This is a genomic window from Streptomyces sp. CCM_MD2014 (assembly GCF_000772045.1).
GTDB lineage: Bacteria > Actinomycetota > Actinomycetes > Streptomycetales > Streptomycetaceae > Streptomyces > Streptomyces salinarius.
The window spans coordinates 1,977,098-1,998,034 of record NZ_CP009754.1 but is presented as its reverse complement, the minus strand read 5'-3'; the positions used below and the strand labels follow the sequence as shown (position 1 = coordinate 1,998,034).

18 protein-coding genes are annotated in these 20,937 nt (G+C 73.8%); 10 read left to right on the top strand and 8 right to left on the bottom strand.

Translation table 11 applies throughout. The annotated features are described in order from the left end of the window. The first annotated feature begins 21 nt into the window (after positions 1-21). Both NI25_RS08670 and NI25_RS08665 read left to right on the top strand, forming a co-directional pair. The gene (locus tag NI25_RS08670; RefSeq protein WP_061441891.1) at positions 22-1,764 is read left to right on the top strand and encodes a pyruvate dehydrogenase; all 1,743 of its coding nucleotides are present in this window, start codon (positions 22-24) and stop codon (positions 1,762-1,764) included. 146 nt (positions 1,765-1,910) lie between these two features. Further along, complete coding sequence (locus NI25_RS08665) at positions 1,911-2,336, top strand: ATP-binding protein (RefSeq protein ID WP_061441890.1); 426 nt, start codon at positions 1,911-1,913, stop codon at positions 2,334-2,336. Positions 2,337-2,392: 56 nt separating this feature from the next. Here the strand turns inward: NI25_RS08665 and NI25_RS08660 are convergent, their stop codons facing one another. Both NI25_RS08660 and NI25_RS08655 read right to left on the bottom strand, forming a co-directional pair. Next, complete coding sequence (locus tag NI25_RS08660; protein WP_061441889.1) at positions 2,393-3,466, bottom strand: DUF2637 domain-containing protein; 1,074 nt, start codon at positions 3,464-3,466, stop codon at positions 2,393-2,395. Between the two features lie 257 nt (positions 3,467-3,723). Next, positions 3,724-4,569: a (2Fe-2S)-binding protein gene (locus NI25_RS08655; RefSeq protein WP_061441888.1), complete on the bottom strand. Its 846-nt coding sequence runs from the start codon at positions 4,567-4,569 to the stop codon at positions 3,724-3,726. 168 nt (positions 4,570-4,737) lie between these two features. Between NI25_RS08655 and NI25_RS08650 the strand changes: the two genes are divergently transcribed. Continuing rightward, on the top strand, positions 4,738-5,664 hold the full coding sequence (locus NI25_RS08650) for a GntR family transcriptional regulator (protein WP_061441887.1): 927 nt from the start codon (positions 4,738-4,740) through the stop codon (positions 5,662-5,664). Between the two features lie 46 nt (positions 5,665-5,710). Here NI25_RS08650 and secD read toward each other — a convergent pair whose 3' ends face one another. From secD to NI25_RS08630, 4 genes are all read right to left on the bottom strand, one after another. Further along, positions 5,711-8,098: a protein translocase subunit SecD gene (gene secD, locus NI25_RS08645; RefSeq protein WP_061441886.1), complete on the bottom strand. Its 2,388-nt coding sequence runs from the start codon at positions 8,096-8,098 to the stop codon at positions 5,711-5,713. Positions 8,099-8,177: 79 nt separating this feature from the next. After that, complete coding sequence (locus tag NI25_RS08640) at positions 8,178-8,567, bottom strand: hypothetical protein (RefSeq protein WP_107071667.1); 390 nt, start codon at positions 8,565-8,567, stop codon at positions 8,178-8,180. Between the two features lie 104 nt (positions 8,568-8,671). Then, positions 8,672-9,436, bottom strand: a complete 765-nt coding sequence (locus NI25_RS08635) for a response regulator (protein WP_107071666.1) — start codon at positions 9,434-9,436, stop codon at positions 8,672-8,674. An 8-nt stretch (positions 9,437-9,444) separates the two neighbouring features. Then, complete coding sequence (locus NI25_RS08630; protein ID WP_061441884.1) at positions 9,445-10,392, bottom strand: HAMP domain-containing sensor histidine kinase; 948 nt, start codon at positions 10,390-10,392, stop codon at positions 9,445-9,447. A 401-nt stretch (positions 10,393-10,793) separates the two neighbouring features. Between NI25_RS08630 and NI25_RS08625 the strand changes: the two genes are divergently transcribed. The 4 genes from NI25_RS08625 (at position 10,794) to NI25_RS08610 (ending at position 13,867) form a co-directional block, all read left to right on the top strand. Continuing rightward, positions 10,794-11,120 carry a TraR/DksA family transcriptional regulator gene (locus tag NI25_RS08625; RefSeq protein WP_061441883.1) on the top strand — a complete coding sequence of 109 codons (327 nt, stop codon included), beginning with the start codon at positions 10,794-10,796 and terminating at the stop codon, positions 11,118-11,120. Positions 11,121-11,171: 51 nt separating this feature from the next. After that, a complete protein-coding gene (locus NI25_RS08620; RefSeq protein ID WP_061441882.1) occupies positions 11,172-11,552 on the top strand; it encodes a TraR/DksA family transcriptional regulator in 381 nt (126 codons plus the stop codon). Beyond that, positions 11,549-12,373 carry a rod shape-determining protein gene (locus tag NI25_RS08615; RefSeq protein ID WP_061441881.1) on the top strand — a complete coding sequence of 275 codons (825 nt, stop codon included), beginning with the start codon at positions 11,549-11,551 and terminating at the stop codon, positions 12,371-12,373. The genes NI25_RS08620 and NI25_RS08615 overlap by 4 nt, the downstream gene beginning before the upstream one ends. A gap of 843 nt (positions 12,374-13,216) precedes the next feature. Beyond that, positions 13,217-13,867, top strand: coding sequence for a hypothetical protein (locus NI25_RS08610; protein WP_061441880.1), 651 nt, complete (start codon positions 13,217-13,219; stop codon positions 13,865-13,867). Positions 13,868-13,889: 22 nt separating this feature from the next. Here the strand turns inward: NI25_RS08610 and NI25_RS08605 are convergent, their stop codons facing one another. Both NI25_RS08605 and NI25_RS08600 read right to left on the bottom strand, forming a co-directional pair. Next, on the bottom strand, positions 13,890-14,678 hold the full coding sequence (locus NI25_RS08605) for a hypothetical protein (RefSeq protein ID WP_061441879.1): 789 nt from the start codon (positions 14,676-14,678) through the stop codon (positions 13,890-13,892). Positions 14,679-14,850: 172 nt separating this feature from the next. Continuing rightward, positions 14,851-16,560 carry a PucR family transcriptional regulator gene (locus NI25_RS08600; RefSeq protein ID WP_061441878.1) on the bottom strand — a complete coding sequence of 570 codons (1,710 nt, stop codon included), beginning with the start codon at positions 16,558-16,560 and terminating at the stop codon, positions 14,851-14,853. Between the two features lie 306 nt (positions 16,561-16,866). On the opposite strand from NI25_RS08600, the gene NI25_RS08595 reads away from it, so the two are divergent. The 3 genes from NI25_RS08595 to NI25_RS08585 are packed head-to-tail and all read left to right on the top strand — an operon-like array spanning position 16,867 to position 20,827. After that, positions 16,867-17,757 carry an FAD binding domain-containing protein gene (locus NI25_RS08595; protein WP_061441877.1) on the top strand — a complete coding sequence of 297 codons (891 nt, stop codon included), beginning with the start codon at positions 16,867-16,869 and terminating at the stop codon, positions 17,755-17,757. Further along, positions 17,757-18,359 carry a (2Fe-2S)-binding protein gene (locus tag NI25_RS08590; protein WP_061441876.1) on the top strand — a complete coding sequence of 201 codons (603 nt, stop codon included), beginning with the start codon at positions 17,757-17,759 and terminating at the stop codon, positions 18,357-18,359. The genes NI25_RS08595 and NI25_RS08590 overlap by 1 nt, the downstream gene beginning before the upstream one ends. Beyond that, entirely contained in the window at positions 18,356-20,827 is a 2,472-nt protein-coding gene (locus NI25_RS08585) for a xanthine dehydrogenase family protein molybdopterin-binding subunit (RefSeq protein WP_061441875.1), read from the top strand. Before NI25_RS08590 ends, NI25_RS08585 begins: the two co-directional genes overlap by 4 nt. Positions 20,828-20,937: the final 110 nt, after the last annotated feature.

Sequence of the window (20,937 nt, the reverse complement as noted above, 5' to 3'; positions counted from 1 at the left end):
CGCTGTGGCATAGCTGGACCCATGGCCAAACAGAACGTCGCGGAACAGTTCGTCGACATCCTCACCCGCGCCGGGGTGGAGCGCCTCTACGGAGTCGTCGGGGACAGCCTCAACCCGATCGTGGACGCCGTGCGCCGCCACTCCGGCATCGAATGGGTGCACGTCCGGCACGAGGAGACCGCCGCCTTCGCCGCCGGCGCGGAGGCGCAGATCACCGGGAAGCTGGCCGCGTGCGCGGGCTCCTGCGGTCCCGGCAACCTCCACCTCATCAACGGGCTCTACGACGCCCACCGCTCCATGGCACCCGTCCTCGCCCTGGCCTCGCAGATCCCGTCCAGCGAGATCGGCCTGGGCTTCTTCCAGGAGACCCACCCCGACCAGCTGTTCCGCGAGTGCAGCCACTACAGCGAGCTGATCTCCAGCCCGAAGCAGATGCCCCGGCTGCTGCAGACCGCCATCCAGCACGCCGTCGGCCAGGGCGGCGTCAGCGTCGTCTCGCTGCCCGGCGACATCGCGGACGAGCCCGCCCCGGAGAAGGCCGCGGAGACGGCACTGGTCACCTCCCGGCCCAGCGTCCGGCCCGGCGACGAGGAGATCGACCGGCTGGTGCGCATGATCGACGACGCCGACAAGGTCACCCTGTTCTGCGGCAGCGGCACCGCGGGCGCGCACGCCGAGGTGATGGAGTTCGCCGGGAAGCTCAAGGCCCCGGTGGGGCACGCGCTGCGGGGCAAGGAGTTCATCCAGTACGACAACCCGTACGACGTCGGCATGAGCGGACTGCTCGGCTACGGCGCCGCCTACGAGGCCACCCACGAGTGCGACCTGCTGCTGCTGATCGGCACCGACTTCCCGTACAACGCGTTCCTGCCGGACGACGTGAAGATCGCCCAGATCGACGTCCGGCCCGAGCACCTGGGCCGGCGCTCCAAGCTGGACCTCGCGGTGTGGGGCGACGCCCGGGAGACGCTGCGCTGCCTGATCCCGCGGGTGAAGGAGAAGAAGAGCCGCCGCTTCCTCGACCGGATGCTGAAGAAGCACGCGGACGCGCTGGAGGGCGTCGTCAAGGCCTACACCCGCAAGGTCGACAAGCACGTCCCGATCCACCCCGAGTACGTCGCCGCCGTGCTCGACGAAATGGCCGACGACGACGCCGTGTTCACCGTCGACACCGGGATGTGCAACGTGTGGGCGGCGCGCTACATCTCGCCCAACGGCCGGCGCCGCATCATCGGTTCCTTCTCCCACGGCTCGATGGCGAACGCGCTGCCGATGGCGATCGGCGCCCAGTTCACCGACCGGCGCCGGCAGGTCGTGTCGATGTCCGGCGACGGCGGGTTCACCATGCTGATGGGCGACTTCCTCACGCTCGTCCAGCACGACCTGCCGGTCAAGGTCGTCCTCTTCAACAACTCCTCGCTGGGCATGGTCGAGTTGGAGATGCTGGTCGCCGGTCTGCCCTCGCACGGCGTGGCCAACAAGAACCCCGACTTCGCCGCCGTCGCCGAGGCCTGCGGCGCCTTCGGCGTACGGGTGGAGAAGCCCAAGGACCTGGCGGGGGCGCTGAAGGCGGCGTTCAAGCACAAGGGCCCCGCCCTCGTCGACGTCGTCACCGACCCCAACGCCCTGTCCATCCCGCCGAAGATCAGCGCCGACATGGTCACCGGCTTCGCCCTGTCCGCCTCGAAGATCGTCCTGGACGGCGGCGTCGGCCGCATGCTCCAGATGGCCCGCTCCAACCTGCGCAACGTTCCCCGGCCGTGACCGATCGGACCGCCCGCCCGAAACTCGATGACTGCCGGGGGCCCGAACGGGCAAGGCTTTCCCCGTGAAGATGTTCGACCCGGACGGGACGGACGGGACGGACGGGACAGACAGGGGGAAGCGACATCAGCGCGCCGACGGGGGACATGAAGGAGGAGGCGGTGTCACAGCTCAGGCGGCGGCTCGGCCGGGCCGATCTGCGGGCGGTGCCGGAGGCCCGGCGGGCCCTGCGTGAGCTGCTGCGGCACTGGGGCGGCCCCGGACAGTCGGAGGTCGCGGAGCTGCTCACCAGCGAGCTGGTCACCAACGCGCTCGTCCACACCGAGGAGGGCGCGGTCCTGACCGCGACGGTCGGGCCGCGTGCCCTGCGGGTCGAGGTGCGGGACTTCACCGGCCGCGGCCGGCAGCCCAGACCGCGCGCCCCGCAGGAGGGGAGCACGAACGGCAGAGGCCTGTTCCTGGTCGAGTCGCTCGCCGACGACTGGGGCGTACGGCCCTGTGAGGCGGGCAAGTCGGTCTGGTTCGAGCTGGGCGCGGAACCGGGCGGGGAAGCGGGCGCGGAAGCGGCCTGAGGCGCCGGGATGCCCCGACGCCCCAGGCCGTCACCACGGTGCCGTTCGGACCGGCCCTAGCCGAACTGCTGCTCCAGGTCCTTGAGCTTGCGCTCCAGGGAGTCCAGGCGGGGCAGGGCCTGCGTGTCGTCCTCCGCGGTGAGGTCCACGGTCTCGACGGTCTCCACCCTCATCTGCTCAGACCCGCTCCGCACGGGCTGCAGGGAGGGACGCCGGCTTGCCGCGGGCAACTGCTCCGGGGGCGATATGGCAGGCTCCGCGGTGGCGCGTTCCGAGCCGCGCTCGACCTGCTGCACCTCGACCTCGACCTGGCGGCCGCCGCGGCCCGGGAAGCCGCGGTGGCCGTGGCCCCGGCTGATCGCCTTGAGCTGCGCCCGCTCCAGCCGCTCCTGCTCGCGCCGCCGCAGCTTCTTCTCCTCCTTCTGGCGCCGGTCGTCGCGCACCTCCTCGACCGCCTCGTCCAGGCTGCGCACGCCCTCCAGGAGCATCAGCGACCAGGCGCGGTACGTCTCCCGGGGCGCGCGCAGCCAGCGGACCATGCGGATCTGCGGCAGCGGACGCGGCACCAGGCCCTGCTCGCGCAGGGCGGCCCGGCGGGTCTGCTTCAGCGCCCGGTCGAACAGCACCGCCGCCGACAGGGACATGCCCGCGAAGAAGTGCGGGGCGCCCGCGTGGCCCAGACCGCGGGGCGCGTGCACCCAGTTGAACCAGGCCGCGGCGAAGGCGAAGGCCCACACGAGTATCCGCGAGCCGAGCGCCGCGTCACCGTGGCTGGCCTCGCGCACCGCGAGGACGGAGCAGAACATCGCCGCGCCGTCGAGCCCGAACGGGACCAGGTACTGCCAGCCGCCGCTCAGACCGAGGTTCTGCTCGCCGAAGCCGACCAGACCGTGGAAGGAGAGCGCCGCGGCGACCGCGGCACAGCAGAAGAGCAGGACGTAGGAGAAGGTGCCGTAGAGCGCCTCCTTGCGCCGGCGGCGCTCCTCCATCCGCTCCCACGAGTCGTCCGCGCCCGCGTCCTTCCCCGAGGAACGCTTGCCGCGCGCGAGCACCGCCACCGCCGCCAGCATGCCCAGGAGCAGCACGGCGCCCGGAAGCAGCCAGTTCAGCGATATGTCGGTCAATCTCATCTGGGGTCCCTTGCAGTGGGATAGGGCGTAACGCCCGCCATGGTGGCCCAAACCCGGCGGCCCTCAGGGGGTTTCGGGGCAAGAGGCCGCCAAGGAAGTGCAGAGGGAGCCCCCAGGGCGGCGTTCTGCTCGAACTGCCGCGTGAGGGGCGGGAGTTGAGTTCGAATAAGACTACCCGTACGGGTGGTTCCGCGGAAAGTTCCCGTGGCGGGTGGGGGAGTTGTGAAACAACGCCGATGATCTTAGCCGACGGTGGATCAGCCGGCTGCGGCGAGCAGCTTCTCGACGCGGTCCGCGTCGCAGGTGCGCGGGCAGGTGGCGCAGGTGTCCTCAGGGCGCAGGGTGTAGAACATGCAGCAGCTCGCCCGGTCCCGGGTGTGCAGCGGCGTGCCGTCCGGCCCCTTCAGCTCACGGAACGCCGCGTCGCCGACGTACGGCTTGGTGGCGCCCGGCAGCAGCAGTTCCAGCTCGTGCCGAGCCCGCTCCTGCTCGCCGAGCAGGTGGGCGACGTACCACAGGCCCTCGACGACCTCGTCGGTCGCCATGCCCCACAGGGCGCGTCCGCGCCGCCGCATCCGGGGGCCGAATCCGGCCAGGACCGGTTCGATGTGCTCGGCCACCGCCGCCCGCACCTCGGCGCGCAGTGCCTCCTCGTCGGCGACCACCCGGGCGCCCGGCAGGGCGGCGGCCGGATCGCCCGGCAGACAGGCGAAGGAGGCGGCGCGCACCGCCATCCGGCCCAGGGGGAGCCCGGCGGCCGTGCGGTCGTAGGCCACGTGGGACGCCGGCAGGCGCGGCACCCGGCGGTGCAGGAACCACGGCACGGTGATCAGCAGACAGGCCGGCCACGCGTACCGGTGCAGGCCGAAGCTCGCGATCACGTCCGGCCGGGCCCGCTGCCCGTAGTCCCGCAGCACCTGCGCCTCGTCCTGGGCGAGGAACGCCGCCAGCTCCGCCCCGTCCGAGGCGAGCGAGGCGGCCGTGAACCAGCCGTCGCCGGCCGGGACCGCCTCGGCCGCGTCCAGTTCGGTGACGCCCAGCCCGGGGAGGACCTCGGACAGGCGCGCGTAGGCGTCCGTGAAGGCCGTACGGGCGACAGGCATGCGGGACCACCGATCCACGTCGGAACAACGGGCTGCTTAGAGGTAAGCCTTACCTTACCCAAGGTGCCCGGGATTTGAAGTGGCGGCCCCTGCGCCTATCGTGCTTGACGGACAGGTGACAACCCGCCGTAATGACCTCAAGTACCGACACGTCCCGCAGGAGGACCCGTGAAGCACAGCGCGCAGGGCGCCGCAGGGCCCGGTGCGGGTACGGCGGCCGCGGCGGTGCGGATTCCGGTGCAGCCCTCGGCGGCGGACGCGGCCCGGAGCCTCAGCCGCGACCGGGGCCAGAGCCGGGACGCAAGCCAGGACCGGGGCCGGACGCGCGGCGCCGGGGAGCCGGACGGCTCGGCGCGCGGCGAGCACACCCACGGTGAACCGCCCGCACCGGGGCCGTTCGTTCCCGGACCGTCCGTACCCGGACCCTCCGCGCCCCGCCCGCGCGCCCTCGTCCAGCGTTCCTCCGTGCGCGGGCAGGTCCTCGACGCCCTGCGCGCCGCGCTGGTCACCGGCGAGCTGCGGCCCGGCGAGGTCTACTCGGCGCCCGTGCTCGGGGAGCGGTTCGGCGTCTCGGCCACACCCGTGCGGGAGGCCATGCAGCAACTGGCCCTGGAGGGCGCCGTCGAGGTCGTCCCCAACCGCGGCTTCCGCGTCGTAGAACGCGGCGACCGCGAACTGGCCGAGCTGGCCGAGGTCCGGGCACTCCTGGAAGCCCCGGTGTGGCTCCGCCTGGCCCGTACGGTGCCCGCCGAGCGCTGGGCGGAGCTGCGCCCGCTCGCCGAGGCCACCGTCCGCGCCGCCTCCTCCGGCTGCCCGGCCGGCTACGCCGAGGCCGACCGCGCCTTCCACCGCGCGGTGCTCGCGCTGGCCGGCAACGAGGAGCTCGTCCGGATCGCCGGTGACGTGCACCGCCGCTCCCAGTGGCCGCCGGCCGGTGCGCCCGCCGCGCGCGGGCGCGCCGACCTGGTCGCCGACGCGCACGAGCACACCGCGCTCCTCGACGCGCTGATCGCCGGCGACCCGGACGTGGTGCGGGCCCTGATCGGGCAGCACTTCACGGGCGCGCTCCGGGACTCCTGGGCCCTGGGACTCTGAGCCCGCCCCCTGAGCGCGGGGGCGGGCACGTGTCCGTCCGGACCCCCTAGAGGACCTCCTGCCGTTCGGCGCGGCTCGCGGGCACCTGCTTGTCGGTCGTCCCGGCCCTTCCCGCGCCGCGCCCCTTGCCGCCCCCGCGGCGCGCGGAGCGGGACCCGGTGCCGCGGTCGTGCATCTCGATGGCCAGCGGAGAGGCGGTGAAGACCGAGGAGTACGTCCCGACCCCCACGCCGATCAGCAGCGCGAGCGCGAAGTCGGTGAGCGAGTCGTCGGCCAGGACCGCCAGCGAGGCCAGGATGAGCACCGCGCCCATGCCGGTGTTGACCGTGCGCGGCAGGGTCTGCAGGATCGCGTCGTTGGTGAGCCGGCCGAACGGCGCCTTCCGCTCCTTGCCCAGCAACTCCCGGACGCGGTCGAAGAGGACCACCGAGTCGTTCACCGAGTAGCCGATCACGGTCAGCAGCGCGGCCAGGAACACCCCGTCGATCGGCTTGCCCAGCCAGGCGAACACACCGACCAGGATGACCACGTCGTGCGCGAGCGCACTGACCGCAGCCGTGCCGAACAGCAGGCGGAAGCGGACCGCGAGGTAGGCCAGCTGGGCGGCCAGGGCGAGGCCGAGGGCGATCAGGGCGTCCCGGCGCAGCTCCTCGCCGAGGCTCGGACCGATCAGCTCGTCGCGGACCTTCTCCGTCTCGCCGCCCAGTTCGGCGACGGCCTTGGTGACGGTCGCCGCCTCGTCGTCGGTCAGCTCCTCCGTGCGCACCGTGAGATCGCCGTCCCCGGAGGACTGGACGACGGCGCGCGGGAAGCCCGCGTCGGCGAGAGCGTCCCGGGCCCGGTCGGGATCGACCTGGTTCGCGGTGGAGTACTCGATGAGCCGGCCGCCGGTGAACTCGATGCCGAAGTTCAGGCCGCGCACCAGGATGCCGGAGCCCGCCACCACCATGACGATCAGGGACGCCGCCAGCCAGCGGCGCGGCCGGCTCATCAGGAACGGGTTGCGGCGCAGCAGCGCGTCCCGGACCGGCCCGGTGGTCGAGATGCCGGTGATGCCGGGGCGGCGGAAGACCGCGGGGCGGCTCGCGGCGAACTCGGCCAGCACCCGGGTGATCACCAGGGCGCTGACCATCGAGGCCAGCACACCGATGCCGAGCGTGACGCCGAAGCCCTTGACCGGGCCGGAGGCCAGGAAGAACAGCAGGGCGGCGGCGATCAGCGTGGTGATGTTGGAATCGGCGATCGCGCTGAAGGCACTGCGGAAACCGGCGGTCAGCGCCGAGCGGGTACTCGGGCGGGTCCGGGCCGCCTGTTCCTCGCGGGCCCGTTCGAAGACCAGGACGTTGGCGTCCACCGCCATGCCGATCGCCAGCACGAAACCGGCCAGTCCCGGCAGGGTCAGCGTCGCGCCGACGGCGGCCAGGGCGGCGTAGGAGATCAGGCCGTAGCAGAGCAGGGCCACGGTCGCCAGGGCGCCCATCAGGCGGTAGACGACGATGATGAACAGCGCGGTCAGCGCGGTGCCGATGACGGCGGCCCAGGCGCCGGCGTTGATGGCCTCGTCGCCCAGGGTGGCACCGATGGTGCGCTGCTCGATGGTCTCGACCGGCACGGGCAGGGCGCCGCCCTTGATGAGCAGGGCCAGTTCGCGCGCCTCGGCGTCGTCGAAGGATCCGGTGATCTGCGTGGAGCCGCCGGTGATGCCCGCCCCGCAGGACACGGAGGGGTCTACCTGAGGCGAGGAGATGATCTTGTCGTCGAGCACGATGGCGACCCGGCGCTTGGGGTCACCGGCCGGGTTGCAGGCCGCCTCGCCGGTCACCTGGGCCCAGCGGTCGCTGCCGGAGTCCTTGAAGTCGACGGTGACGGTCCAGCCGGCGCCGTTCTGCTGGTCGAAGCGGGCGTCGGCGCCCTTGACGTCCTGTCCGGTGAGCGTGGCGGCCTTCAGCCGCAGGGACTGCCCGGACTCGTCCGGCAGCACCCGCTCGCCGTCCTCGGCGGCCTCGGTCTTGCCGTCGGCACCGTCGGCGGGGTTCTCCGCCGGGCCGAGCACCGAGTGGACGGTGAGCTGCGCGGTGCGGCCGAGCACGTCGGCGGCCTTCTTCGGGTCCTGTACGCCCGGCAGCTCGACGACGACCCGGTTCTCGCCGGAGCGGACGATGGTCGGCTCGGCGACACCGAGCGCGTCGATGCGGCCGCGCAGCACCTCCACGGTGCGGTCGGTGGCCTCGCGGTCGGCCTTGGTGGTCTCGGTGGACTTGGTCTCCAGCACGATCTGGGTGCCGCCGCGCAGGTCGAGCCCGAGACGGACCGGCATGGTCAGGGCGATGGCGACGGACGCGGCCAGCACGGCGAGCGCGAGGAGCGCGCGGACGTTCAGGGAGCGGGAACGCGAGCGCGAACGGGTGCGGGAAGGGGGACGGGAGCGTTTCAAGACGGGCCTCCGGCGGGCACGCCGCGGCGGCGGCCGAGCGCGGCCGCGGCGGAAGAAGGTGAAAGGAAGAAGTGGTGTCTCAGGTGCCGGAGGAGACGGGCGGCGCCCGGCCGCTGTCGTGGCTCGCGCGTCCGGGGGAGACCGGCACCGGGCCGGGATCGGACGACGTCCGTGCGTGGCCGCCGGGGGCGGCGCCGCCCCCGGGGTACGGGGTGGTCACCGGGTGCTGGTCCGGTGCCGCGGGACGACCGGCCGGCTGGTCGTGCCGGGCCCGGGGCTGGGCGGCGCAGACCGGCGTGCAGCCGTCGTCGGCGTGGAGGTCGAGGGCCGGGTGCGGCACGGCCGTGGCGGCGGCCGCCGCGAGGGGGCCGCTCGGACCGGCGTGCGCACCGGCCGCGGGCCAGGCCGGGACCAGAGGCAGCAGGACGGTCAGCAGGACGGTGAGCACGCTCGCGAGCCGTCGTCGCATGCACCGTCCCCTTTCGTGGTGGATGAGCGTGCCTGGCGGGCGGGGGAGCCCGGGGCTCCGGCCGGGGAGTGGGCGGCCAGAGCCACGGGCGGTTCGTGGGAGCGTCAGGGCTCGATGAGCCCGGCCCGGATGGCGTACCGGGTCAGCTCCAGGCGGTCGCGCAGGCCGAGCTTCTGCAGCAGGTTCGCCCGGTGCCGCTGGACGGTCTTGATGCTGATGAAGAGCATCTCGGCGATCTCCTTCGAGGAGTGGCCCTCGGCGACCAGCTTGAGGACCTCCTCCTCGCGCGGGGTGAGGATGTGGTCGGAGGTCTCCTCGCCGTGCCGTACCCGGTCGAGGTAGTTGCGGATGAGCGCCGTCACGGCGCCCGGGTACAGGAAGGGCTCGTCCCGCATCGCGGCCCGGCAGGCGGCGACGAGGTCCCGGTCGGCGACCGACTTGAGCACGTATCCGCAGGCACCCGACTTCAGCGCCTGGAACAGGTACTGCTCGTTGTCGTGCATCGTCAGCATCAGGATGCGCAGTCCCGGCTTGAGCGCCGCCAGCTCGCGGGCCGCCTGCAGACCGGTGAGGCGGGGCATCGCGATGTCCAGCACCGCGAGGTCGGCCTCGTGGGCCCGCGCCATGTCGATGGCCTCCGCGCCGTCCCCGGCCTCGGCGACCACCTCGAGGTCCGGCTCGCGGTCGAGGATGAGGCGCACACCGCGGCGTACCAGCGCGTGGTCGTCGGCGAGCAGGATGCGGATCTTCGCCGGGGCGGACGCCTGGGGCGGGCCGTCCGCGGACGTCTGGGACGGGCCGTCCGCGGACGTCGCGGACGCGGTGGTGCGGTCGGACGCGGACGGCTCGGGCAGGGACGGGTCGGGCATGGTCGGAGCTACTTCCTGGGAAGGGGTGCGGTGAGCCGGATACGGGTGCCGGCGCCGGGCGCCGACGTGATGTCGAGGGCGGCCCCGATGAGCAGGGCCCGTTCACGCATGCCGCGGATGCCGGCGCCCTCGTGCGCGGCCTCGATGCCCCGGCCGTCGTCGGCGACGGTCAGGGTCACCGCGCCGTCGGCGCGGGCCAGGCCCACCTCCAGCCGTTCGGCGTCCGCGTGGCGGGCGGCGTTGGTCAGGCTCTCCTGCGCCACCCGGTAGAGGACCAGTTCGGTCTCGTGGTCCAGGACCGGCAGATCGGCGTCGAAACGGCGCACCACCCGCAGGCCGGTGTGGGTGGCGAAGTCGTGCGTGAGCGAGGACAGCGCGCTGATCAGGCCGAGGTCGTCCAGGACGCCGGGCCGCAGCCGGCGCACCAGGCGGCGGACCTCGTCCAGGCTCTCCCGGGTGATCTCCTGCGCCTGGTGCAGCTCGTCGCGCAGCGGCTCGTCGGCGTCGTCCGCGGCACGCCCCAGGACCAGCAGGATCGCCGTCATGCTCTGCCCGACCTCGTCGTGCAGCTCCTGCGCGATACGGCGCCGCTCCGCCTCCTGGGCGAGCAGGACGCGGGCACTGCTCGTGGCCCGCTCGGTCTCCAGGCGGTCCAGCATGGCGTTGAAGGTGCGGATCAGCTCGGGGACCTCACCGCCGCCGGCGACCGGCAGCCGCTGCCCGGGACGCAGCAGGTCGACGGTGGTCATCAGCCTGGTGAGCCGCTCCAGCGGCGCCAGGCCCCAGCGCAGCAGCGCGCCGTTGGCCACCAGCATGACGCCCATGCCGAGCACGAGGACGACGGCCTCGGTCAGCAGGATCGGCACGGAGACGGTCACCGGAGCCCACAGCAGGAGCGCCGTGGCGAAGCCCAGCACCACCGCGTTGAGCCCGAAGATCCGCCAGAACAGGGACACCGGGGGTTACGCCTCCTTCAGCGACGTGTCGACTGGTACGCCTCTACTGTCGGTCATCGCGCACCCTCGGTGGGAGCTGCGGCCCAGGTAGCGACCGAGCAAGCGACCAGAGTGCGCCTCGCGGACCCGTCCGGTCGATGGGCTCCGACCCCCATTTCCGGCTCGCCGCGCACCCATACGGCCGCCCCGGCGCACCGGCGTGTGGATTCCGCGCCCCCGTGCAAATGGGTCCTGCGCCCGATGGGTTTCCCCGGGCCGCCCGGCCAGGGTTGAGGATGACCGGGTCCGATCGGCCCGGCACTCGGCATACCCGCAGAACCTTCGCGAACCGTCAGAACCCTCGCGATCACGCAGAACCTTCCGAGAACCCGCAGAACCTTCCGAGAAAAGGACCTTTCACCGTGTCGCTCGACGCCTCCCGCATCGAACCCCGCCCCGAGCGGCTGACCGCTCACGAGGCGCGCCAGCGTCTCGAACACGCCCGCAACACCCGGATGACCCAGCTGCAGGCCCTCGGCGAGAGCGGCCAGGCGGACGACCAGCTCATGTCCGCGCAGCAGGCCGCGATCGAGCGCGTGCTCAAGGAGATCGACGAGGCCTTCACCCGGGTGGAGGAAGGCACCTACGGCACCTGCCTGGGCTGCGGCAAGCCCGTACCGGGAGAGCGCCTGGAGATCCTTCCCTACACGCGGTACTGCGTCGCCTGCCAGCGCCGCGCCGCCGCCTGACCGCGCCCTTCCGTCCCGTACTCGTCCCTCCCGCCCTGCCCAAGGGGTGAAGTGGTGAACAACCAGATCATCGACGACCGCGACACGCGTCTGTCGCCCCTGTCGCCCGAGGACCTCGCCGCGCTCCGGGAGAACCTCCAGGAGCAGCGGCTGTTCCGCGAGGACCAGCTGCGGCAGATGGCGGCGGTCCCGTCCCGTACCGACGAGCTGATCCGGCGGCGGTCCGCCGCGCAGACCGAGGTCCGGGTCAAGCTGGCGGCCTCCGCGCGCATGGTCCTCGCCGACGTAGAGGCGGCCCTCGACCGCATGGCCGAGGGCCGGTACGGCCGATGCCATCTGTGCCGGCGCACCATCGACCGCGACCGGCTGATGATCGTGCCGCAGGCCCGCTACTGCGCCCGCTGCCAGCAGGTGCGGGAGGCCGGACGATGACCGTGCTCCGGCGGCCCCGCGCCGCGCTGTCCCGGCACCGGCCCTGGCCGCTGTGCCGGCAGTGCAGCGGTGTCGCCCTCGACATGGGCAGCGCCCGTACTCGCGCCTGGGTCGCCGGGCGCGGCATGATCCTCGACGTGCCGACGGTGACCTTCCCCGGGGCCGGCGCGGTGTACCCCATCCAGCGCGGCTCCATCGTCGACACCCAGGGCACGGCCCGGATGCTCGACCGGCTGCTGGGCCACCGGCTGCCCCGCTTCGCGCGTCCGGTGGTCGTGGTGACCGCGCCGGTCCTGGACGGGCTGGCCTACCGCACCGAGGCCCGTACGGCGGTGGAGGTGCTGCGCCCGCGCAGCGTGCTGACCGTTCCCAGCGCGCGGGCGGTGGCCCTCGCGGCGGGCGCCGACCTGACCCGGCCGCTGCTCGTCATGGACATCGGTGCCCATCTCACGGAGGTGGTGCTCCTGGTCGACGGTGCCGTCTTCGACGCGCGCCGCACGGCGCTGGGCACGGGGGACATCGACGACGCGACTCCGCCCTCGCGGATCGGGGAGGCGCTGGCCGACATGACGACCTCGATGCTGCGGCAGGACGACACGTCCCTCACCGTCGACGCGCTGGGCCGGGGGCCGCTGCTGGCGGGCGGGGGAGCGCTGCGCCCCGAGATCACCTGCCGGCTCGCCGACCGGCTGCACGTACCGCTGCGCGCGGTGCCGGCTCCGCACACGGCCGCGGTGCGCGGCGCCGCCAAACTCCTGGGCGCCGCGCACACGCACCCGTCCGCCACGGGCACGGACCCACCGGAGGGCCACCCGCACTGAGCCGGCACCCACCCGGCCTCTCGGCCGCCCCCTGCGGAGCCGCCCGGCACCCAGTCCCCGGCCACCTCCGTCCCGTCCCGTCCGTCCCGTCCCGTCCGTCCCGTCCCGCCCGTCCGTCCCGTCCGGCCCATCCCGTCTTCCGCAGTTCGGTGCCGGGGCTTGGAGCCCGGCACCGGAGCAGGATCCGGGCTTTCGGGCGCCGGTGGTCCGGCGGGCGAGCGCCGCCGACTCCGGGTGCCGAGAGATGTCCGGTGCCGAATGCCGGGCAGGCCGGTGGGCGTGGTCCTGCCGCCGGTACGCCGGACCACGGGCCGGGCGGCGCGGTCGGCCACCCGGCGGGACGGGGCCGCCCGTCCCGGCCGCCGCACGGCGTCCGGCGCCGGTCGGAGGCCGGTCGGCGCCGGTCCGGCCGCCGGTACGCCAAGCAGAGGCCGGGTTTCCCGGTGTCGGCCATCCGGGCGGGCGGGCACCTGCCCGGTGTCCGGCCAGGCGCCGGTACCGGGCGGCCGGACCGTCGGGCGCGCCGCCGGGGCTCCGGGTCGTCGCCGGGTCGGCGGCTCCGGTACCGCTGACCCCGGCCCACCCGCCGCCGCACCGACCGCACCTCCGTCCCGTCGCCCGCGGTGCCCCGTCCCGCCACCCGGCCTCCGTCCCTCGCACCTGCGTCCCCCGCCCGCACTGTCCCCGTCCCCCGACCGCACCACCCCCCGCTCGCACGGCCGGCGCCCGCCCCGGCGTCGGCCGTGCCCCGCATCTCGTGTGCGGGTTCCGCCGCGCCCCCGACCCGGCAGACCGCCCCGTACCAGGTCGGCAGACCGCCCCGTACCAGGAAGGAGACACACCGTGGCCGGAGAGATTCCTCCCGCCCAGCCGCCACCCGCCGTTCCCGAGCCCGGACCCGAGCCCGTGCGGCACCCGTACCTCCTGTTCTGGCGGTGGCGGCGCAACCCGCTGCGGAGGCCGAGTGACCGGCTGCGGGCCTGGGTCTCGCTCGGGCTCGTGCTCGCCGTGCTGGTGGCCGCCCCGGCGGCGATGTTCGGCGTCGGCGACAGCGCCTACCGGCACTACCGGAGCACCGCCGAGCACGAGGAGCGGACCCGGGACCACCGACCCGCCGTCCTGACCCACGACGCCCCGCGCCACCCCGAGCCGGGATCGGACGAGGCGCGGGAGACCCGCTACCCGGTCCCGGTCCGCTACACCGGCCCCGACGGGGTGAGCAGGACCGCGACGACCGAGGTGGAACCGGGGCTGCCTGCGGACAGCACCGTCCTGGTCTGGGTCGACGACGAGGGCCGTATCACCGAGCCGCCGCTGACCGCGGAGCAGATCCGCAGCCGCACCATGGGCTGGGCGATCCTCGCCTTCCTCGGCGTCGTCATCACCGGCCTCGCGGTCCACGCCGCCACGGGCCTCGTGCTGCACCGGCGCAACCTCGCCCAGTGGGACGCGGCCTGGGCCAACACGGCCCCGCGCTGGAGCAGATTCCCGTGACGCCCGATCCCCTCCGGCACCCTCAGGCCGTCGCCGCGTCCGCCGCCGGCGGTGCCAGCTGCCGGGCCAGCCACGTCGGCACCCCGCCGAGCAGCCGGAACAGCCGCCGCGCCTCCTCCCGAAGCCGGGACGCCTCCGGCTCCGACTCGGCGTCGGCGAGCGAGGCCAGCGCAGGCGCCGTACCGACGAGGTACCCCAGCTCCTCCCGGATGCGCAGCGACTCGGCGAAGCCGTGCCGCGCCTCGGTCAGCTCCCCCTCGCGCAGGGCCAGACCCGCCAGGTGCCGCCAGGTGAAGGACAGCAGCAGCGGCTCGGAGTGCGCCGTCGCGCCCGCGTGCGCGCGCCGGTACGCCGCGCGGGCGGCCTGCGGAGACCTGGTCAGGTTCTCCGCGAGCAGCCCGCGCCGGAAGTCGAGCAGCGGCCGCCCCTTCGCGCCCGGCGCGATCAGCGCCGCCGCCCGGCCCAGCGCGGCCCGCGCCTCGTCGGCCCGGTCGCGCACCCCGTGCACGGTGGCGGCGTACGCGAGCTGCCCCCGTTCACAGGCGGCGGCTCCGCGTTCGTCGTCGCTGTGGGCGAGAGCCTCCGCCGTGCGCAGCGCGTCCTCGGCCTCGGCCCAGCCCTGCTCCGTGTACAGACACCGCTCCACCAGCAGCGCGGTCCGCTGCAAGGCGGTGTCCGCGGTGACCGGCTCCAGCAGGGACGCCGCGTCGGCCCAGCAGCCGCGCGAGCGCAACCGCCATACCGCGGTCTGGAGCGGATCGTCACCTTCGGTCGTTCCCCAGCCAGAACCAGCCATGGCGGAATGCGCCACGTCGCCCTCCCCTTAGCACGCCATCGAGCTCTCGAGTGGTGGCCGCATCTCAGCACGGATACGGCGGCCCGGCCAAGGGGGTGGGTGAAACTTTTCACAAAGTCGTGGACTTCCCGCCGCCGAGGTTTGGGAGCGCGTCGGGCCCCTCCTCGGCCTCCGCGCGGCCCGGGCCTCAGCTCATCCGCAGCGCCAGGAAGAAGTCGAGCTTGTCCTCCAGCCGCGACAGGTCACGCCCCGTCAACTGCTCGATCCGTCCGACGCGGTAGCGCAGCGTGTTGACGTGCAGGTGCAGCCGGTTCGCGCAGCGCGTCCAGGAACCGTCGCTGTCGAGGAACGCCTCCAGCGTCGGGATCAGCTCGGCACGGTGGCGGCGGTCGTAGTCCCGCAGCGGGTCGAGCAGCCGGGCGGTGAAGGCGCGCCGCACGTCGTCGGGGACGAAGGGGAGCAGCAGCACGTGCGAGGCCAGTTCCTGGTGGCCGGCCGCGCAGACCCGGCCGGGGCGCGCCGCGGCGACCCGGCGCGCGTGCCGGGCCTCCTCCAGTGCCCCGCGCAGACCCTCCGCCGAGTGCACGGCCGCGCTGACACCGAGCGTGACCCGCCCGTCGCCGTCGAGACCGGCCGACAGCGGTTCCCGTACGGACTGGAGGAGCGTCTCCGCGAGGACCCCGGCCTCGGAGCCGTCGTGCTCGGTGGAGACCGCCGGCAGCGGGACGAGGGCGACCGCCTCCTCGCCGGTGTGCGCCACGGCGATGCGGTCCGACTGCTCGGGTCCGGTGGCGTGCGGGTCGACGAGGATCTCCTCCAGCAGGGTCTGCGCGACCCGGCCGGTCTGCTCGTCGCCGTCCGCCCACTCCACCCGGGCCACCACGACCTGCCAGTGCGGTGCCGCGCCGAGGCCGGGCAGCAGCACCGGCGCCGCCACCCGGAGCCGGGCCGCGATCTCGGCGGGCGCCGCGCCCGTCTGCACCAGCTCCAGGACCTCCTGGGCGAGCCGCCGCCGCACCGTGCGCGCCGCGTCCCGCCGGTCCCGCTCGACCGCGATCAGCTGGGTGACGCCGTACAGCAGGTCGAGGCGCTCCTCGGCCCAGTCCCCGGCGTCCGCCTCCACCACGAGGAGCCAGTCGGACAGCACCGTCTCGCGCACCTCCCGGCCCGACGTCGCCCCCGGCGAGACCCGCGTCCCCGCGGTCGTCGCCGGGAGCTGTCCCCGGGCCCGCACCGGGAAGAGGCTGTACGTCGTGGAGCCCACGGACACCCGGTGCGGCGCGCGCCGGCCCGTACGGGTGGCCGCGAGGTGCTCGGCCGCCAGCTTGGCGCACACCTCGGTGGAGAGCGCGGGCTCCGCCTCCTTGGGACCGGCGACCTGCCGGCCGGTGGGGGAGAGCACCCAGGCGCGCAGGTCGAGGTCGGAGCCGAGCAGGTCCAGGACCACGTCGGGTCCGCCGCCCGCCGGTCCCGAGGTCATCATCCGGCGGTGCCGGTCCACCACGGCGGCCAGGTCCCCGGCCCGCTCGCCGGAGACCTGGCGCACGACGTGCTCGGTGATCGTCGCGAACGCCACCGACTCGTGCACCGCGAACAGCGGCAGCCGGTGCCGCGCGCAGGCCACCACCAGGTCCTCCGGCACGTTCCCCAGCTCCGCCTCTCCGGCGGCCAGCGCGGCCACCTGGGCCTGCACCAGGAGACGTACGAACGGCTCGGAGTCGGCGGGGCCCCGGCGCCAGGCGAGGCCGGTGAGCACCAGTTCGCCGCCCGAGAGGTAGCGGCTGGGGTCACGCAGGTCGGTGGTCATCACGCCGCGGACCGTGCGGTCCAGCTCGTCCTCGCCGCCGAGCAGCTTGAGGCCCAGCGCGTCGGTGTCCAGCAGTGCGCGCAGCCGCATTCTCGTCGCCGCCGTTCTTTGTCTCGAAGTGTTCCAGGTCACGCGGCTGTGTCGCCCGATTCCGGAGAAGAACAGGGAGGCTTCTGAGCACCTCCGTTCATACGAATCTACAAGATGCCCGCCCTGGCCAGCCAACTCCTTCATGGCTTCTGCGACTGACCCTGGTGGAGCACACGACGGTGTACTGAGTCCATTCCACGTGAACAGCACATGAACGAGCCGGGCCTTCCGCACCCGCACGTGGCTCGATCCGTACGCCCCCGATCATCCCCACCGCCCCCGGTCAGACGAGGAGGAGAGCCGGTCATGGACTTCCTTCGCCCCGCAAGCTGGGAGGAGGCGCTCGCCGCGAAGGCCGAGCACCCCACCGCTGTGCCGATCGCGGGCGGTACCGACGTGATGGTCGAGATCAACTTCGATCACCGCAGGCCCGAGTACCTCATGGACCTGAACCGCATCGCCGACCTGACCGAGTGGGAGGTCGGCGCGGACTCCGTACGCCTCGGTGCCAGCGTGCCCTACACCGGGATCATGGAGCACCTGAGCACCGACCTGCCGGGACTCGCCCTCGCCTCGCACACGGTCGCCTCCCCGCAGATCCGCAACCGCGGCGGCGTGGGCGGGAACCTCGGCACCGCCTCCCCGGCCGGCGACGCCCACCCGGCGCTGCTCGCCGCCGGTGCCGAGGTCGAGGCCGAGTCGGTGCGCGGCAGGCGCCTGATCCCCATCGACGCCTTCTACACCGGCGTGAAGCGCAACGCGCTGGAGCCCGACGAGCTGATCCGCGCCGTGCACGTCAAGAGGGCCGGCGGACCGCAGCAGTTCTCCAAGGTCGGCACCCGCAACGCCATGGTCATCGCCGTGTGCGCCTTCGGCCTCGCCCTGCACCCCGGCACGCGCACCGTCCGCACCGGCATCGGCTCGGCCGCGCCGACCCCGATCCGGGCGACGGCCGCCGAGGAGTTCCTGAACGCGGCGCTCGAGGAGGGCGGCTTCTGGGACAACGGCAAGATCATCACCCCGTCGGCCGTCAAGCGGTTCGCGGACCTGTGCGCCGCCGCCTGCGACCCGATCGACGACGTCCGCGGCACCGCCGCCTACCGCCGCCACGCGGTCGGCGTCATGGCCCGGCGGACCCTCACCTGGACCTGGGAGTCGTACCGCGGCGCCCGCCGCACCACGGAAGGAGCCGCGTGATGCGCGTCAACCTCACCGTCAACGGGCGCCCGCAGGAGGCCGACGACGTGTGGGAGGGCGAGTCCCTCCTGTACGTGCTGCGCGAGCGGATGGGCCTGCCCGGCTCCAAGAACGCCTGCGAACAGGGCGAGTGCGGCTCCTGCACGGTCCGCCTGGACGGCGTGCCGGTCTGCTCCTGCCTGGTCGCGGCCGGACAGGCCGAGGGCCGAGAGGTCGTCACCGTCGAGGGCCTGGCCGAGTACGCCCGGCAGCGCGCCGCGGGCCGGACCCCCGGTGCTCCCGAAGCCCGCGCGGGGGAGAGCGCCTCGCTCGACGCGGCACGGCGGTGGCAGGCCGGGGGCACCGACTCGCAGACCGGCGAGAACATCGAACTGGCGCCGATCCAGCAGGCGTTCCTCGACGCCGGCGCGGTCCAGTGCGGCTTCTGCACGCCCGGACTGCTGGTCGCCGCCGACGAGATGCTGGAGCGCAACCCGGACCCGGCCGACGAGGACATCCGCGAGGCGCTGTCGGGCAACCTGTGCCGCTGCACCGGCTACGAGAAGATCATGGACGCGGTCCGCCTCGCCGCGGCCCGCCGCTCGGAGGGGGCCACGACATGACCGCCACCGGCGCACCCACCGGCCTCACCCAGGGCTCCCGCACCAAGGGCGGCATCGGCGAGTCCACGCTCCGCCCGGACGGCGTCCTCAAGGTCACCGGCGAGTTCGCGTACGCGTCCGACATGTGGCACGAGGACATGCTCTGGGGCCAGATCCTGCGCTCCACCGTCGCGCACGCCGAGATCGTCTCCGTCGACACGGGCGAGGCGCTCGCCACCCCCGGCGTGTACGCCGTCATGACCTACGACGACCTGCCCACCGACGTGCGCCACTACGGACTGGAGATCCGGGACACCCCGGTCCTCGCCCACGGCAAGGTCCGCCACCACGGCGAGCCGGTCGCGATCGTCGCCGCCGACCACCCGGAGACCGCGCGCCGCGCCGCCGCCAAGATCAAGGTGGAGTACCGCGAGCTGCCCCTTGTCACCGACGAGGCCTCGGCGACCGCCCCCGACGCGGTCCTCGTCCACGAGCACCGCACCGACCGCCACGCCCCCCACGTTCCGCACCCCAACATCGTGCACCGCCAGCCGATCGTGCGCGGCGACGCGGGCGCGGCGGCCGGGCGTGCCGACGTGATCGTCACGGGCGACTACCACTTCGGCATGCAGGACCAGGCCTTCCTCGGCCCCGAGTCGGGTCTCGCGGTGCCCGGCGAGGACGGCGGCGTCGACCTCTACGTCGCCACCCAGTGGCTCCACTCCGACCTGCGCCAGATCGCCCCCGTGCTCGGCCTGCCCGAGGACAAGGTGCGGATGACGCTGTCCGGCGTCGGCGGCGCCTTCGGCGGGCGCGAGGACCTGTCGATGCAGATCCACGCGTGCCTCCTCGCCCTGCGCACCGGCAAACCCGTCAAGATCGTCTACAACCGCTTCGAGTCCTTCTTCGGCCACGTCCACCGTCACCCGGCCCGGCTCCACTACGAGCACGGCGCCACCCGGGACGGCCGGCTCACCCACGTCAAGTGCCGCATCGTCCTGGACGGCGGCGCCTACGCCTCCGCCTCCCCGGCGGTCGTGGGCAACGCCGCCTCGCTCTCGGTGGGACCGTACGTGTGCGAGGACGTGGACATCGAGGCCCTCGCCCTCTACTCCAACAACCCGCCCTGCGGCGCGATGCGCGGTTTCGGCGCGGTCCAGGCGTGTTTCGCCTACGAGGCGCAGATGGACAAGGTGGCGAAGGAACTCGGCCTGGACCCCGTGGAGTTCCGCCGGATCAACGCCATGGAGCAGGGCACGCCGATGCCCACGGGGCAGCCCGTCGACTCCCCGGCGCCGGTCGCCGAACTCCTGCGCCGCGTCAAGGCGATGCCGATGCCGCCGGAGCGCCAGTGGGAGTCCAGCCGGGGCGCCGACGTACGGCAGCTGCCCGGCGGTCTGTCCAACACCACCCACGGCGAGGGCGTCGTACGGGGCGTCGGCTACGCGGTCGGCATCAAGAACGTCGGCTTCTCCGAGGGCTTCGACGACTACTCCACCGCCCGGGTCCGCCTGGAGGTCGCCGGCGGCCGGCCCCTCGTCACCGTGCACACCGCGATGGCGGAGGTCGGCCAGGGCGGCGTCACCGTCCACGCGCAGATCGCCCGCACCGAACTGGGCGTCGCCGAGGTCGTCATCCGGCCCGCCGACACCCGGGTGGGCTCGGCCGGCTCCACCTCGGCCTCCCGGCAGACCTACGTCACCGGCGGCGCCGTCAAGCACGCCTGCGAGCTGGTGCGCGAGCGGGTCCTGGAGACCGGCCGCCGCAAGCTCGGCTCCCACCACCCCGCCTGGGCCACCGCCGAACTCCTCCTGGAGGGCGGCAAGGTCGTCACCGACGGCGGCGAGGTCCTCGCCGACCTCGCCGACGTGCTGGAGGACGAGGCGGTCGAGGCCGAGGAGGAGTGGCGGCACCGGCCGACCGAACCATTCGACCCGCGCACCGGCCAGGGCAACGGCCACGTCCAGTACTCCTTCGCCGCGCACCGCGCCGTCGTCGAGGTCGACACCGAACTGGGCCTGGTCAAGGTGATCGAACTGGCCTGCGCCCAGGACGTCGGCAAGGCGCTGAACCCGCTCTCCGTGGTCGGCCAGATCCAGGGCGGCACCGTCCAGGGCCTGGGCATCGCGGTGATGGAGGAGATCGTCGTCGATCCCGTGACCGCGAAGGTCGGGAACCCGTCCTTCACGGACTATCTCCTCCCCACGATTCTCGACACGCCGGCCCTACCGGTCGACGTGCTCGAACTCGCCGACGACCACGCGCCCTACGGGCTGCGCGGGGTCGGCGAGGCACCCACCCTGTCGTCCACCCCGGCGGTCCTCGCGGCCGTCAGGGACGCGACCGGGCTGGCGCTCGACCGCACGCCGGTACGACCGGAACACCTCACCGGCACGGCGTCCCAGGACCCTCCGGGCGGCGCACGGAACGTCACATCCTCCGCGCCGCCCGGAGCATCGGCCAAGTCCCGCTCCGCTCGCGGTACTTGAAGCACCACCAGTGTCACCAGTACCAGCACCACCACATGCGTTCGTCTCGGGCCGTCCCCCGGGTCGTGCATATCCCAAATCCCGCGGCCGCCCCAGCGGCCGGCCGGGTG